This window comes from Novosphingobium sp. BL-S-34, assembly GCF_056857015.1.
In genome coordinates, this window is sequence record NZ_CM166472.1 from 1,098,934 (window position 1) to 1,113,486 (window position 14,553).

Here is a 14,553-nt window from a genome sequence, read left to right on the forward strand (position 1 = left end):
AATGGAGGAGGCGAGCATCGCTCGCCTTGCGCCGGGCCGCGGCGGGCCTAGAGGATGAGCGACGCCCACCCCGCCAGCCGGCAGGCCACTCAAGCGCCATCGCGCGCATGCGCGATGACCGCATGGCAAGGCCGCAAGGCCGCGCCCCCTGTCAGGGATCGCTACCCGAAGGGACGAGACGCCGGAAGGCGGCTCGGTCGAGCGCAAGCGAGATAGAGCCCGGCCGCGCGGATGCGCGGGACAGCCGACCGATGCTCGAAATCCGATCAGCAACGACAATCCGGGCGCGCAGCGAAGAAACACCACGCGCCCGGACTGCCGCTACCTCACTGCCTTCAACCTGAACTGAGGCCCGACATAAGTACGCACCGGATTGCCCCGCTCGAGATGCTGATGCGCCGACCATTGCGATTGACGAAGATCATCCATCGCATTCCCGCGCCGCTCCTCCAGCATCAGAACCAGCTTGAGCCGGGCAAGCTTGCGGTTCGCATGCTGCGATCGCTGTTCCTGTGCCGTTGCCACCAGACCGCTGGGGCGGTGGACGGCCCGCACGGCGCTGTCGGTCTTGTTGACATGCTGGCCTCCAGGGCCACTGGCCCGCATGGCCTGATAGTCGACGTCCTGGTCCTTGAAGTCGCTGACCGCTTCACTCTCGGGAGCCACGGCAACGCCGACAAACCAGTTGCGCCGCCGATGCCCGGGACGGAATGGACTGTCGCCGACCCAGAGGATCGAACCGACCCGCTCCCCGGCAAAGGCTTCAGCGCCTTCGCCGCTGACGCGCATGAGCAGGGAGGCAGGCAGATCCTCGCCCGCCTCAAGCAGTTCGCAGGAAACCCCGCACTGCGCGCCCTCCTTCAGGAAAGCGCGCACCAGTTGCGCCAGCGCCTACCGACATTCACGCGGACCTTTGCCCGATGTGTAATGAAGGATCACTTCGTTCATGCCGCCCTCGTCTTGTGGCTCAGCAACGGACGCAGCCGTGCAATCACACGAACAAGCCCCGCTGCCTCCAGATCGGCAATCACCGATCCGATATCCTTGTAGGCTTCCGGCGCCTCCTCGAAGATCAACCGGCGATCCTCGCAGATCACGTGACTGGCCAGCCTGGTGCGCTGCAGCTCGGCCACACGGTAGCGCCGCGAGAGACGCGCATGCGCGTCCTTGCGGCTCCACTTGCGCCCGGCCCCGTGGGCAAGCGAACACAGCGCTTCCCGGCCCGCTCCGGAACCGGTTCGACGAAATAGCTGAAATCGCCGCGCGAACCGAGGATCGTCACCAGGCCTCGATCGGCCGGTGCGGCACCCTTCCGGTGCAGCCAGCCACTATCATGCGTTGTCACACTGTTGTGGCAGATATCTACCATGCACCGCCCGGATACGCCTAGGGCCTCGAAGAAGCGCGAGGCAATGATCCGCGGATTGAGAACCGCCCATTCCAGCGCCTGATCATGCTGCAGGAGATGGACCTGGGCATCCGAACTCGACGCGGAAAACCCCTTGTCCAATCCGCGCGCGATCTGCTCCTGCAGTATCGCATAGCCAAGACCGCGCGAACCGCTATGCACCATCATCCAGACGCAGTCCTCCTCCTGACGACCGGCGCGCGCGTCAGGCCTCGATCTCCTAACCGGCCACGGCCAGCGGTCCAAAATCGATTGTCCGCTCATCTGGACGGACTTCCGCATCCGGAAATGCAGCGCTGGCGAATCCGGTCGGTCAGGCGATGGGATTCTTTTCAACGACTACTCCTCCCAAGCGCCATTCAAATCGGTGGTTTCTGGCCCGGCGCAAACCGAAAAGACATGCTACGGGTTGCGCGTGGTCAGGAGGCGACTTCAGTCGCAGTTTAAGCCTCTTTGATCATCGATTCTTTTCCGCTAAGGGTGAAGGTCGCACGCCGACTCCCGTCGTGCGCGCGAAGTGAGACGAGCGCGCTACGTACCGAAGCGGCCTGGGTCTCATTAAGCGTACCGGGGTACCTCTCCTTGAAGTAGTACTTCTCCAATGCTTCGCAGGTAGTCGCTGCGGCGGTGAAGTATCCGGCCTCGGCCGTGACCACGGTAGCGAACCACTGCATGTCGCCCCAATAGGAAAAAAACGGATCGATGAACAATTCGCCCCGATATGGGCGATAGTCCAATAACCAGCTGCGAGCCTCCTCGAGCGATCGGCCTTCCCTGGGCTGCACTGTGCTATCGTCGGTGAAGAAGACGATCTGCGTTGAAGCTGCTGGCGCGTCAGCGACACCAAACTGCACCTCGATCGATGTATTCAGGAAGTCTGGCGGCGTCGTACCCTGTTTAATGGCTGCATCGAGAGCAGGCAGGCATGCTAGGATCCGAAAGTTCTGATTGAGCTTGATGTCCGATGCCAGAAGTCCTGGCGCGGGGAAAAGGCGGGTTTGTACGGCTCCCTCATCGACGCCGTCCAGCATTGCCTGCGCCGAATCGAAGGCACTTTGAATAGTGGAAGAAGCGGCCAAGTGTTGATACAGCGTAGCCGCCATTACAATGGCGCCAGCGTTGGTGATCGGTGCTGTCGTGCCGATCGTGAAGTCGGCAACGGAAACGAGTGCCTTGGCGACCTCTTCAGACGAACAGGCATTCACAACGATGAGCCGGGGCCGAAAATCCAGAGCTCGGATTATGGCCGCCAAATTTGGTCCGCTTAACGTCACTTCTTGATCGCCGTGAGAAAGGACGATCCCATCGAACTCGCCGTGTGCGGAGAAATGTATGACGTCGGGCTTCACCTTGGCGATCGTCTGCGGGAGATCAGTGACGCGAAGCTTCGAGTAAATGCGCAGATCGACCGTGCCTGATGTCAGCACAGCATCGATCTTGTCCTGCAGTTCGTTGGCCTCCTCCTCGATCTGAAGCGTGGAGCGGCTGACAGGGTTGCTGGCGATGTAGAGAACTCTCATTGGTCGGGCTCCCCCACGCTGCGGCTGACCAGCAAGGCGCGACTGTCCAACGTTCCTCCGCCAGCCACCAGCACAATGTCATACAGGCCCGGCATGAGCTCAGGGCCATCTATGACTACGGTTGCTATTCCCGCGGCGGACAGCTCGAGCGGGATAGTTTGGGTGTGCCCGCCCGCCGCGTCGGGAACGATCTGGATTTCGCCGTTGATCCCCGAGCTGCCGTGAGGAAGCGCGATTACGATCTCCCAAGGTTCATCGGCTGCCGACACCATGGGACTCACGGAAAGGACAGGTTTACTAAGGCCGATTTCCATGGGCACAGGACCAGCCTTTTTCAATCCTAACAGCACGAGTGCGACAGTGATCACATCTTCGTGCTTGGCAATACCGACATGATCGGCGACGACAAAGCCCGTTTGCACAGCAAGCGCCGCCGCGCTGCGTACTGGCACTGTTCCGTCGCCGGAGTTCTTGGGCTGAACCTGCGCGTAGAGTTGCCCCTTCGCGTCGAACCTCGACACGGTGGCATGGGAGGCGGAAATCACGGAGAAATAGCGACAGGCCAAATTGCGCCGCGACTGATCAAGCTTGGTGCGAAACTGCCGTGTGGCAGCAAGGCTCTCAGCCGTGAGTCCATTCGCTGGGTCTGAAGCTATTTGGCCCAGAGTCTGCCCTGCGAAGGCATCGAGTCCATCAAGGCGCCAGGCGACCGGCTCGTCCTCGTCGGGCAGCAATTGATAGCCAGACGGATAACTAGGGTGATTTGCAAGCACTCTCAGCTGCTTGGCGTTAAGGCCGCTGCTGGAGCCGCCAATGCCAAGAATACGACTCAAGGCGAGGGGAGCGCCCTGATGTGGGGTTGCAATGAAAAGGACGAGCTCGACCCGGTCCCGCCACGCCGCTGCCTCGTTCTTGGGATCCTCGATGCATCCCCGCGCTACCAAGCCTCCCATGCTGTGACAAACGATCGAAATCCGCGCTTCGTTGTCCGCAGAGACGATTTCCTCGAGCTTGACCCTGAGCCCGACCGCGGTTTCGGAAAGATCTTTGCGCCAGTCGTAATGCCAGGCATGCAGTCGCTGCCTGTTGCTATTCTCGTCCGCGCCAGCGTCCCGTAGCGCGTCGAGAAGTGGGCCGTAGAACGGGATGCACTGCCGCTCTAAAATGCCGGTGGACCTGACGTTTGAGTCGATCAGCTTGTCAATGCGACGATAACCGGTCAGCACCTCGCCGACTGACGGTGGCCAGACTTCCTCGTCGTTGCCATTTCCATCCGACAGAGCGAGCCGTGACCCCATGATCCCCGGAATAAATACAATGTGATGCATGGTTGCCTCAGATTTCCGTTAGGAAGGTTTCGCCGTCTGCGACGACCACGAGCGCGAAGTCCTGCGGACCGTGTAGGATGTTCGCCGCTGAGACTTGCAATATGTACCTGCCGTCGGCTGGTTGTGCCAAGCGGATCACCTCGACGTTGTTATCGACGTCCGGAAGTCCGAGGGAATTGCGCAGCTGTGCGTTTCCCATCAGCTTGGCGCCGCCTCCGGGGGGCTGGACGAACAGGTTTAGGTTGTTCTGCAGGCTTCGCCCCGGGTAGTCGGTGTAGGCTATACAAATGCGCAGACTTGATGCCTTCTTCACTTTCAAGTCAAAGCGCCGGGCATCGCCCGATGACCCCAAGGATAGCGTTGCGTCGCGCCAGTCATCGATAAAATGGAGCGTAAAGTCCCCCCCCACATTGGGCAGTGTGGTCTTCATGTCCAAACGGCCGAAGCCCTGATCGAAATTCCCCACGGAGGATCTCCCCCCGGGTGTACTGCTCGCGTTGGCATCGTCCCCGGCAAGCCAGCGGGTTCCGTTGATGAGGGTTGCGCGCAAGAGCGCCGCGGACGGTTCGTGGTTCAGGCCGCAGAAGTATTGACGAACCAACGCGGCGCATCCCGAGACAAGGGGGGTCGCCATGCTTGTTCCCCCCATGAAGGCATAGGCAGAGTTCGCAGGGTCATTTCCCCAAAAATTGTTGTCTGGCGCCATCGCCGACCGGGTCGAAAGGATGTCGGTACCTGGCGCCACGAGGTCAGGTTTGATTCGCCGGTCGTCACATGGTCCGCGACTGCTGAAAGCGGCCATAGCATCAGGATCACCGGAGACATGCTGGTTCGCGATTGGCGCATCGGGAAAGTCCTCTCGCCGAAAGTCGCGCCACGTTAAGCTCGCCGTCGGTCCGTCGGAGCGATCGGAGCGGGAGGCGCCCACTGTCAGGGCATTTTTAGCGGTAGCGGGAGATCCGATGGACAGCCAGTCCACCACCCCCGTCGCGGCGTTGATATTACCGGCCGACTTGCCCTCGTTCCCTGCCGCGACGACAACGAGCATGTCGCGGTGATGATAAACGAAGTCGTCCACCTCGTCGGCGTTCACCGTGTAGGTCGAAGGGGTTGCCGCGCCCCAACTGTTGGAGTGGATTCGCGCCCCTTTGTCGTAGGCCGGTAGAAAGAGTTTCGAGAGATCGACGGGCAGGCCGCCAAGTTCGTCCTTGGCGTCGAGCAACGACTGAAAATAGATCCGGGCGGCCGGGGCCATCCCCTTGATCTGTCCTCCTGAGGCTGCACCGGAACCGGCCACGGAGCCTGCAACGTGCGTGCCGTGGCCGTTTGGATCGCTAAAGTCTCCAAGCCTCCCCAAAGCGACCGCCTCATCGAGATTGGGGGCGAGGTCGACGTGGCAAACGTCAATGCCGGTGTCTGCGATTGCCACAAGCTGGCCGGATCCATCGTAGGGTTGCGCGCCTGACTGGAGACGAACCCCCATGATCGAAGCGGCTCGGTCGTTCCAGAGGACGGGCTTCACGTACCGTTCAATCCTCTGGACGACGGGCAGCGCCGCAATTGCGTTCTTGTATGGGCTCGACGAGGATAGGACGATCCTGACCTTGCGCGCGGATGAGCCTGTCGTTTCGATACCTTGTTCGCTCAACCAGGTTTCGAGTGCCGGCAAATCCTCGGCCCGGTGAAGCCGGATGTCCCAAAGCACATCGACAATCGTTGGCGCCACGGCGGAGCGCATCGCGCGTCCAGACTGAGCTGAGGCCGGCGGGGACGTGGCGCCGCTATCTGTAGGGTCGTATTCCCGCAAGCTCAATACAAAGTCGAGCTCACCGAGGCGCTGGGCGTTCTTCGAAGCGATCCACACCGAATAGTAGCCGTTGGCATAGCCTTCCATGAGCTTTCCGCCAAGCTCCGCAATTGCCTCTTTGTAGTCGGGCAATAAAGGTCCCGCGACTTCGATAAGCATGACAAGGCCATTATCGGGCACTAAGGCTTGGTGAGATCGCGTTGGTGTCAGTCTGAATTGCGCGCGCCCCGGGGCGGCAGATCGTGTGAGGTCATTCGAACGCGGCGTCTCCGCTCTTGTTGATCGAGCCCTCCCAGTCGGTCGGTTTAGCTCCCGTACTATTAAGCCAGCGTCGCGGAGCTTCTGGAGGCCCTGCCGCGTCGTTGTGCCAAGGGCAAAGGCGTTGGTCAGCGATATATCCTTAAGTTCGCGGCCGGCGGTGGCGCGATCCTCATCCGTGACAAGATATGCCATCACCTTGATGTCCACCATCGCTGAAACCTTTCAATTGCTCATCACAAATCGTCAGAAAGAAGCTGGCAGCCGAATGGGATGCGACTCGATAGTAAGTTGTACTTAAGAAGCCACGAACCTACCATTCGCCCGTGTCGACACAATATGCGCAAGAGTAACAATTAGAGAATTTATTTTGATAAACGGAGAAATTTTATCTTCTTTGTGAAAGGACAAGCTTTTGTGCCCGTGAATGATGGATGGTGGGCTACTATCGCTGGGCGGGGATAGGCTTGGAGATAACCGATGAGCCGGACCGTCACGGCCTCGCGAGCATTTCAGTCGACACATCGGCAGCAAAGGTCTCGGTTTGATCGGGGGGTGACGCATTCGCCTTGCGTACTAGTAATGGGGGATCTAAGACTTGTTGCCCACGCTTAACGGCGGCTATAATTTTATCCGGATCGAACGTCCAGACGAATGGCTTTGAACTTTCATTAGGCTTGGCAACGAAGCGGTTAATGGCTGCCTGAAGATCGACGAGCGAGTGGACAACCCGACATTTAAGGCCGCGGCCGGTAAGCTTGGCGAAAAAGCCTTCAACGGCGTTCAGCCATGAGGTTAGCGTAGCGTGGAAGGTGAACCGCACGTGACGGCCGAACATTCTCGACCCCTGGAATGCCGTGGGCGGCCTAGTTGTCGAGAATGACTTGGATCACGTTCTAATCGAGTACCTCTGCTTTGATCAGGTTCAGAAAACGGATGAATTCCTGGTGGAGGTGTCGCTACATGTTCCGGCCGATCACGGCTCCATGCAAACGTTGAGCGCACTAAAGAGCGTAGTCATGCCGTTGCGCTTGCAATCGTGGGTCATGGTTCCGGTACGTCTTTTTTGTGCGGAAGACCCCGGCTGCGAGCGCTTCAAAGCATGAATCTGTTTTTGTTCGTCTAACCACAGGACGAACGCGTGCGCGGACGGCGAGACGAGTAGCCTCACGACATCGCGTAGCTTCTCATCAAGCTTTGGATCGTTCGAAAGCTTGACCTGGCGAGCCCGGTGAGTTTGTAGGCTGTGGGCTCGATAAATCCGTTGCACCGAACTGATGCAGATCGCGACCTCGGTTGCCATCATTGGCGCCGTCGGATGTGTCGTCTCCCCGGCGGATCTTCAAGCTCCCGAGAAACAGCCCGTTCGTTCACCTTGAGAACCAAGGGATGGACCTACGACGGGCGAGTCTCCTCGCGGAGCAGCCCCGCCACTCGCTCTTGCATAAGCGCTCATGACATCGCCATACGCAGGTCTTCGACGTTACTGTCCTCCGCATGATCTGGTTGGTGCGAATACAGTCGCTCGTCAGCAGCCCGATCACGGCACGCCACACATGCTGCTGCACCGCATCGCGATCGTTCTTGATTAGGTTAGACAAACGACATCTCATCGACAGACAGACATTCAAGGAACGCCGTTTGGCCGCACTGGCCGAATGCCGCTCGCTGCCAGCTGAAGGTCGGCGACAAATAGATGAGTGCATCCACCGAAGACTAGTTCGGGTTAGACTGGCAGCACCGAGTTAGGGGTTACTGCCAACCCGATTTGGTGATTTATTCTATGGCAATATCACCGGGGTGATTTTCGGTCCGATATATATGGCGGTCGCTTAACTTGGATAAATAGCTTGCAGCTAGTTGGGCGGCATGACATCTTCACTCGGACTAAGTGAACCGTTCAATCGAAGCGATGACTTTAAAGGGTAAGACATATGTCCGGCCCAGAGCAGATCGATCCTGGCATGGGAGGCGGGACGCAGAGCGCTGCCGACCAAGACGGCTGGAATTTGGTAGAGCCAGCCGCAGCTCCCGCGCCAAATCCGATCTACCAGTACGACATTCTCACTAACACCAGCCAAATTCATGATCTGGAAACCGCCTCCCGGTACTTCGGTGCGATTGCCCGTCTTGAGGTTTTCGGGGTCGGTGACCGACAGCCTAGGGCTGTTGGCACTGGGGCGCTCCTCGCCGACGATCTCATTTTGACTGCCGGGCACATGATCTTCGGCCCGACCTTTGGCTTACGGCGCGCGGGCTACGCTTGCCGGGTCCACGCACGTCTTCCTACACTCACCGGCGATTTATCGGACTGGGGCTCGCGCATGATCGTGCCGGCCGACTATGCAGCTGATACCCGAAGAGGTCACCTGGATATTGCTCTGATCCGCCTGGACGCAGGTCTAGTAGGCGCTCGTCACTTCACACCAGCTGAGGCACCCGACCCGGCGTTCGGACCAGCATGCAAGCTTGACGTCGCGGGTTATCCAGGTGGATCGCAGGTCCTCAGAGGGGCAACCGGTACCGTCGCCGGTCTGCGCCCGGGGATGATCTACCATCGGGTCGACACCGAGGAAGGTGAAAGCGGGGCACCCTTGTGTCTCGCCCAAACCGGCCAATTGTTCCTGCATGGCGTCCACAGGTCAGGTCGCATTGACTCGCCGCATGAACTCTGGCCTGCGAACGGCGCGGTACGGGTAGGTGGTGAGATGTTGAAATGGATCGCGTCGGCCAAGGCAAAATTGCAGGGAGCATCGACATGCGCATGACGAAAAAGCTTCTGGCAACGCTTTCGACGGCAGTTACACTAACCAACGTCAGCCTGTTCGTGTCTGCGACTGCGGCAGAATCTCGTCGAGGCTCCTTCTTCGCGACCGCCGGCGAGTGCGTTTCACCACCGCCCGGCGATCCAGAGGAATTCCTAAACCTCGGACCTCTAGCGCTTTCGTTTGTGCCGAAGCTAGTGGGCGCTGGCGTGGACTTGGTGTCGGCCGCGCTCGCGAAGGCTGGCGCGGATCAGCCGCATACTGAAGCTATCAATGTGCCGTTGGAATACCGTCCGCGCTGTGTCCAGATCGCTCGGCTCGACCTTCGGTCGCTGCAAGGTGCTCAAGCCGCGGATCCGCTGAGCAGCGCAGATTTCGTTGTCGAGTTCTATCTCCGACCGTCTGAGGATGGATCGGCTCTGGCGGTGATGCCAACAATGCTGCGCTACCGGGCGAATCTGGCCGAAGGCGACACTGGCGGGCGCCCTCGGGAGCTGTTCGCGACGCTGACGTTCACGCAAGTCGGATCCGACAAGTCGCAGACGGTGACAGTTCAGCTCGGAAAGCAGGTGGCGGCCTCGGATCAGGCTGATCTTCGCCTCCTGCCAGCCGATGCTCCCGGCAGCACCGACGCTCGCTATCCTACCGGTTTCGCTGCATCGACATGGTTCGCCATGCCTTTTGTACCAGATCCACTTCGGTGCCGACAGGCCGCCTCTCGTCCTCCGCATAGCGCTATTTCGGTTATGCAAGCAGGCAATAACCCCGTGGCGCTCGGCGCAACGCAAGAGGGCTCGTTCGCTGGAAATGAGCGAACTGTTGCTGGAGAGGCGGCGCCCGCGCCAGTCGCACCCGTTGCAACCAATCCGGCGGCGTGCAACATCATTCAAGGAGCGACCGGGTGGACGGCCAAGCCGATAAAGCCATCCTCGATCGCGATCGTTATCACGGAGGTTCGACCCGGCAGCAAATTCGCGGCAACGATGGGGAAGATTCTGGAAGAATCCCGTGGGAGCGTTGTCGATTCGCTCGATCCCGTCAAAATTCGGCAGGCCAATGCGGCAGAACGAACGGATCGAGACACGAACCTTAAGGCGCTTGCCACGGCAAACGCGACACTCACGGCCAAGTTCTCGGCATTCTGCGGCTTCAAGGGCAGCACAGATCGGCCAGCCATCGCCAACGCGGCAGCGGAACTTTATGGTGCGCAAGTCGACATCACGAGCAAGGCCGACTCGCTCGGCGTCCAAGTGCCGCCGCTCGCCGCGCAACTGGTCAACTACCAGGCTGTGAGCTTTGACGCGTGTCCCCCGTGACCGGGTAGCAATGGCAGAGATGTACGAGGAGACCACGCTTCAAAGGAGCGTGGTGGGTGGAGCGAGAGCCTGATGGATAAGCTTAACAGGCTCAAAACTGGAGGCCACAATATCGAGGTCGTCGCGCGGACCCGTTGTTCCTGCCTCCTGCCCTCCCTGCCTATTTTGCCGACACGCGAAGAGCGCCACGGCACGATTTCCAGCCTAAAGCGGCTGAATCATCGATTCGATCGCCGTTCAGGGCATTCTGCCGAAGTCGCGTAACTTTGTAACTCACTGCGGCGGTCGGGCGGTGCTGATCCGGGCATAAAGCTGAAGGTTGCGCTGCTCATTCATGCGACGGAATAAAGGGAAAAAGTCGCGGTCGCCTATGCGCCTCGGCGGCGGCAGTGTGTCGGGCTCGGTCGCTTCGTTGAGCTCGGCCAACAGATTTTCGGAAATGCCGAGCGGTTCAGGCACTGAGTTCCACAGGGCCATCGCGCCCGTGAGCCCAAAGCCCTTTGTGTCGCTGTCGGCGCGCAAACAATCAATTAGTGTCAAAGTTAGGCCGCCGCCCTCGCCGCTGAAAAAGCCGATCATTTGGTGGTAGCGATAGTCGATCCCCCCAAAGGCGGAAGCGACTGCGGGTATGGGTCCGACGCTACGAAAAAAAGACGATCAGCCGCGAAAAATCCGACCGCGGCGCGAAGGTGGCGGCACGATCGACGTCGAGTGCATCTTCTAAGAGGCTGTTTGGAAAATCGTTGCTGGGGGTTGTCGCGGTACGCATCCGCTAGCTGGCGCGGAGCCGCCGGAGTTCAGGCAGCGATTTCCTCAGAGAGCTGCTGCTGAGCGGCCTTCCAGTGCCAGGGCAGGAGTTCGTGAAGGCGGCTCTGGGGTATGTCGGCGATCCGGGCGAGGACGTCGGTGAACCAAGCGAGCGGATCGACGTCGTTGAGGCGCCCGGTAAGGGCCGGAAGGAGCGCGCCACCCCGCTTCGTCGCGAGACTGCCAAGCTGCTGGCCGCGTGGATCGGCAACGACAAGGATGGGGGCAAGCCTCTGTTCCCGTCTATCCGGGGCGAAAGACTGAGCCGGGATGCGCTCGAACATCTGGTTCGCAAGCACTGCCTCACGGCATCGCGCGCGTGCCCGAGCATCGGCGTCAAGCGGGTTACGCCGCATGCGCTGCGCCACAGCACGGCGATGGACCTGCTCCATCACGGCGTCGATCCAGCAGTGATCGCGCTCTGGCTTGGCCACGAGAACGTCGAGACCACCCAGATCTACATCCACGCCGACATGCGGATGAAGGAAAAGGCACTCGCCCGCCTCGCTGCTCCGTCCACGCCGTCAGGCCGCTTCCGGCCCGATGACCAGCTTCTCGCCTTCCTGGAAGAGCTCTAATTATGCCGAACCGCCGCATGGCCGATGCCTGGAAAACACGCCCTCTGCGGAGGTCATGCGGCATAATCCGGATCGCGGCATTATGCCCCATTTCATGAAGCGCCGTGCGGAACCAATTCACCGGTTCATGGAAAGCTGCCTGCGGCGGAACCTGCACGTAATCCTGCGTCGGCGAATAATAAGCTTTGTCCCCGCCGACCCGGAAATCCGCGCCGCTTGCAGCAATAAGCCGGCCCACTTCGGCATGGCTCAAGACCGGATCGGGCACGGCAACCTCGCCCTCGAAACCTTCCGGCAACCCCTCGCACTGATCGATATTGAAGACCACAAAGCGCTTTTGGAAAGCGATCGTCCTTGCCTCCCGGTCCTCGCCGCGCGCCTTCTCCGCCTCGTCCCTGGGCGTGAAACGATCCGCATAACAGACCACCGTGCCCTTCTCGCCGCGCCGGACATTTCCGCCCGCCGCCATCGCCTGCCGATAGGTCAGCCAGCGCTGCGAGGTGAACTCCCGCTCCACCGCCTTGCACCACAAGATGAGGACGTTGATCCCCGAATAAGCCCGCCCCGAAGCGGCATTGCGCGGCATCATGTAGGGGCACCGGGACGTGTCCCACGGCTGCACCCAGGGAAGCCTTCCCTGTTCGAGCTCTGCGATGATGCGGGCGGTAACTTCTCCATAAAGCGATAGACGCTCTGGCCTGCTCATTACCCTACTCCTTTCTCAAAACCGCCATTGACCGGCGCCGGGGTGGCGGGGGGCGGCAGGAGCGGACCAGGAGCCTCGCCGAGATGGCGGGCTGCACCCGAAGGGCCGAAACGTAGTGGAGGACCCGGGCAAAGCCCGGGTTGCGGCGCGCCATGGCGTGGCTATCGGTCCGTGACGCCCCCCGCCAGCCAGGAGCAGGGCAAGCGCCGCCATGCCGCAGGCAGGGCGTCCGCATTCGGCCCGGCAGGGCCCCACCTGTCAGGGATCGTGACCCGAAGGGACGAGACGCCAAAGGCGGCTCGGTCGAGCAAAGCGAGATAGAGCCCGGCCGCGCGGGACGCGCGGTGACAGCCCACCCGGCCATAGCCGGACCAGAAACGGTCCCAGGCAACCCCGACAAAACCGAGGACGATTTAAGGGTGGAAGACAGCCCTACGAGAAGTCATGATAAGGAATGGCTTCAGAACCAAGAACACCAAGGCTCGCCGTCCTCATCGACGCGGACAATGCTTCCTACCGGATTGCGGACGGACTGTTCGCGGAGATTGCCAAGATCGGCGAGGCCAGCGTGCGCCGCATCTACGGCGACTTTTCCGGAAGCAGGCTGAAATCCTGGTCGGATGTCCTGGCCACCCATGCGATCATGCCGCACCAGAACTTTGCCAACACCGTGGGCAAGAACGCATCGGATATTGCCCTGGTCATAGACGCTATGGACCTGCTCCATAGCGGCCGCTTCGAGGCATTTTGCCTTGTGTCTTCGGACAGCGACTTCACCCGTCTCGCTGCCCGCATCCGCGAACAGGGAGTGGATGTCTACGGTTTCGGGGAACAGAAGACGCCAGAGAGCTTCCGCCAGGCCTGCAAGCGTTTCATCTACACCGAGAACCTCCTGCCCGAGGCCCCGACCTCCGATGAACCGGAAAGACCGGATCAGCGCCCTGCGTCTGCCGCTCGCTCGCCCTCCATGGCGGTCCCGCTGATCCGCCGCGCGGTCAAGCAACTCGAAGACGACGACGGCTGGGTTTCTCTGGGAGGCGTGGGCCAACGCCTCGCGACCTTAGCCTCCGACTTCGACCCTCGCACCTTCGGCCATGCCAAGCTCGGCGACCTGGTCGAGAAGACCGGTGCGTTCGATGTCAGGCGCACGCCGGGGCGCGGCGTCCATATCCGATACAGGCAGTTGCCCAAATCGAGCGGCACTGGAAAGTCCAAGCTGTGAGCTTACAAGCGTTGTCGCTCTGTCATTCTGCTGCGCCGCACTTCCACGGATGCCGCTAAAGACAAGAACACGCTGCACCTGAAGATATTCGAGCCAACGAGTGGCTCAACGTGCTCCCCAGCCGCAGGGCGCAGTCAGAACAGGAAACCCTGCTGAACATCGTTCTGCCGCGCATTGCTAATGCCCGCGCCTTTCAGGCAATCCAGGAACGTTTCACGGGTGCTGGCGACTTCCATAAGGATTCCTCTTCGCGCAAGCGAAACGCACAGGGCCACCGAATAGGCCTGACAGTTGATCGATTGCTGCGGATTGAACTCGATGTCGGTGAAGGCTTGATGAGCAAGGATCGGCTTGGCGAGTTCGGGCTTGTCAAGCAGAGCCGTGATGTAGAGCCAGTCATAAAAGGCGGTCTGCGGTTCAATCGGCCACTCCTCCCCATCGAACCGGAATGCGGTCAGTTGAGCGGATTCGCGAAGGCGAGGGTCGCGTTTCGCATCGCGCGGCGTCATGTGGAGGAGGTCAAGAAAGGGGCCTCCCTCCTGGAAGACCTTCCCTGCCTGAAAAGCGCACTCGACACTTACCTGCCGTTCCACGAGCGGATGATAAATCGGCAGATTGAAGGCGCTGAGAGCAACGCCAAGCTGCTCGGTCGATTTGCTCGACACTTCCAGGATCGCCGACAGCCCCAGAGTTTCGCTGGCTGCCTCGTGAAGTGAAGCTACCGATTTTTGCTTCTGCGAAACGGAGAGACCTGGATGCCAGGTGAAAGGAACCATTTCTGTCCGCACGAAGACCGGCCCATCAGCTACAGGAATGAATACCGGCCGAACCGCCATCT

At 60.3% G+C, this 14,553-nt stretch carries 12 protein-coding genes and 3 pseudogenes; 4 read left to right on the top strand and 11 right to left on the bottom strand.

Annotation, left to right across the window (positions count from 1 at the left end):
- Nucleotides 1-321: 321 nt before the first annotated feature.
- From prfH to AC1VV3_RS05095, 7 genes and pseudogenes are all read right to left on the bottom strand, one after another.
- Nucleotides 322-876 (bottom strand): peptide chain release factor H, encoded by a 555-nt coding sequence (prfH, locus tag AC1VV3_RS05065; RefSeq protein WP_482961993.1) that lies wholly within the window; start codon nt 874-876, stop codon nt 322-324.
- 68 nt (nt 877-944) lie between these two features.
- Nucleotides 945-1,211, bottom strand: coding sequence for an RtcB family protein (locus AC1VV3_RS05070; RefSeq protein WP_482962071.1), 267 nt, complete (start codon nt 1,209-1,211; stop codon nt 945-947).
- Nucleotides 1,094-1,672: an RtcB family protein gene (locus AC1VV3_RS05075; RefSeq protein ID WP_482961994.1), complete on the bottom strand. Its 579-nt coding sequence runs from the start codon at nt 1,670-1,672 to the stop codon at nt 1,094-1,096. Before AC1VV3_RS05075 ends, AC1VV3_RS05070 begins: the two co-directional genes overlap by 118 nt.
- A 179-nt stretch (nt 1,673-1,851) precedes the next feature.
- The gene (locus tag AC1VV3_RS05080; protein WP_482961995.1) at nt 1,852-2,928 is read right to left on the bottom strand and encodes a CHAT domain-containing protein; all 1,077 of its coding nucleotides are present in this window, start codon (nt 2,926-2,928) and stop codon (nt 1,852-1,854) included.
- Nucleotides 2,925-4,256, bottom strand: a complete 1,332-nt coding sequence (locus AC1VV3_RS05085; RefSeq protein WP_482961996.1) for an esterase/lipase family protein — start codon at nt 4,254-4,256, stop codon at nt 2,925-2,927. Before AC1VV3_RS05085 ends, AC1VV3_RS05080 begins: the two co-directional genes overlap by 4 nt.
- Before the next feature lie 7 nt (nt 4,257-4,263).
- A complete protein-coding gene (locus AC1VV3_RS05090) occupies nt 4,264-6,222 on the bottom strand; it encodes a S8 family serine peptidase (protein ID WP_482961997.1) in 1,959 nt (652 codons plus the stop codon).
- Between the two features lie 688 nt (nt 6,223-6,910).
- Nucleotides 6,911-7,934, bottom strand: a pseudogene (locus AC1VV3_RS05095) (IS630 family transposase); the annotation flags it as partial.
- 321 nt (nt 7,935-8,255) lie between these two features.
- Here AC1VV3_RS05095 and AC1VV3_RS05100 point away from each other — a divergent pair.
- Nucleotides 8,256-9,089 carry a trypsin-like serine peptidase gene (locus AC1VV3_RS05100; RefSeq protein WP_482961998.1) on the top strand — a complete coding sequence of 278 codons (834 nt, stop codon included), beginning with the start codon at nt 8,256-8,258 and terminating at the stop codon, nt 9,087-9,089.
- Entirely contained in the window at nt 9,038-10,402 is a 1,365-nt protein-coding gene (locus tag AC1VV3_RS05105; protein WP_482961999.1) for a hypothetical protein, read from the top strand. Before AC1VV3_RS05100 ends, AC1VV3_RS05105 begins: the two co-directional genes overlap by 52 nt.
- 273 nt (nt 10,403-10,675) lie before the next feature.
- Here AC1VV3_RS05105 and AC1VV3_RS05110 read toward each other — a convergent pair whose 3' ends face one another.
- Complete coding sequence (locus AC1VV3_RS05110) at nt 10,676-10,981, bottom strand: hypothetical protein (RefSeq protein WP_482962000.1); 306 nt, start codon at nt 10,979-10,981, stop codon at nt 10,676-10,678.
- A gap of 218 nt (nt 10,982-11,199) precedes the next feature.
- Nucleotides 11,200-11,352: pseudogene (locus AC1VV3_RS05115) on the bottom strand (transposase domain-containing protein); the annotation flags it as partial.
- On the opposite strand from AC1VV3_RS05115, the pseudogene AC1VV3_RS05120 reads away from it, so the two are divergent.
- Nucleotides 11,326-11,625: pseudogene (locus AC1VV3_RS05120) on the top strand (tyrosine-type recombinase/integrase); the annotation flags it as partial. The pseudogenes AC1VV3_RS05115 and AC1VV3_RS05120 overlap by 27 nt on opposite strands.
- On the opposite strand, the gene AC1VV3_RS05125 reads toward AC1VV3_RS05120, so the two are convergent.
- Entirely contained in the window at nt 11,555-12,493 is a 939-nt protein-coding gene (locus AC1VV3_RS05125) for an ArdC family protein (protein WP_482962001.1), read from the bottom strand. The pseudogene AC1VV3_RS05120 and the gene AC1VV3_RS05125 sit on opposite strands and share 71 nt — an antisense overlap.
- A 454-nt stretch (nt 12,494-12,947) precedes the next feature.
- On the opposite strand from AC1VV3_RS05125, the gene AC1VV3_RS05130 reads away from it, so the two are divergent.
- On the top strand, nt 12,948-13,715 hold the full coding sequence (locus tag AC1VV3_RS05130; RefSeq protein ID WP_482962002.1) for an NYN domain-containing protein: 768 nt from the start codon (nt 12,948-12,950) through the stop codon (nt 13,713-13,715).
- A gap of 134 nt (nt 13,716-13,849) precedes the next feature.
- Here AC1VV3_RS05130 and AC1VV3_RS05135 read toward each other — a convergent pair whose 3' ends face one another.
- The gene (locus tag AC1VV3_RS05135) at nt 13,850-14,551 is read right to left on the bottom strand and encodes a DarT1-associated NADAR antitoxin family protein (RefSeq protein WP_482962003.1); all 702 of its coding nucleotides are present in this window, start codon (nt 14,549-14,551) and stop codon (nt 13,850-13,852) included.
- Nucleotides 14,552-14,553: the final 2 nt, after the last annotated feature.

Coding starts and splice junctions, on each gene's coding strand:
- AC1VV3_RS05075 (WP_482961994.1), bottom strand. CDS start 1,672: ATGAGCGGACAATCGATTTTGGACCGCTGGCCGTGGCCGGTTAGGAGA.
- AC1VV3_RS05080 (WP_482961995.1), bottom strand. CDS start 2,928: ATGAGAGTTCTCTACATCGCCAGCAACCCTGTCAGCCGCTCCACGCTT.
- AC1VV3_RS05085 (WP_482961996.1), bottom strand. CDS start 4,256: ATGCATCACATTGTATTTATTCCGGGGATCATGGGGTCACGGCTCGCT.
- AC1VV3_RS05090 (WP_482961997.1), bottom strand. CDS start 6,222: ATGCTTATCGAAGTCGCGGGACCTTTATTGCCCGACTACAAAGAGGCA.
- AC1VV3_RS05100 (WP_482961998.1), top strand. CDS start 8,256: ATGTCCGGCCCAGAGCAGATCGATCCTGGCATGGGAGGCGGGACGCAG.
- AC1VV3_RS05105 (WP_482961999.1), top strand. CDS start 9,038: ATGGATCGCGTCGGCCAAGGCAAAATTGCAGGGAGCATCGACATGCGC.
- AC1VV3_RS05110 (WP_482962000.1), bottom strand. CDS start 10,981: ATGATCGGCTTTTTCAGCGGCGAGGGCGGCGGCCTAACTTTGACACTA.
- AC1VV3_RS05125 (WP_482962001.1), bottom strand. CDS start 12,493: ATGAGCAGGCCAGAGCGTCTATCGCTTTATGGAGAAGTTACCGCCCGC.
- AC1VV3_RS05130 (WP_482962002.1), top strand. CDS start 12,948: ATGGCTTCAGAACCAAGAACACCAAGGCTCGCCGTCCTCATCGACGCG.
- AC1VV3_RS05135 (WP_482962003.1), bottom strand. CDS start 14,551: ATGGCGGTTCGGCCGGTATTCATTCCTGTAGCTGATGGGCCGGTCTTC.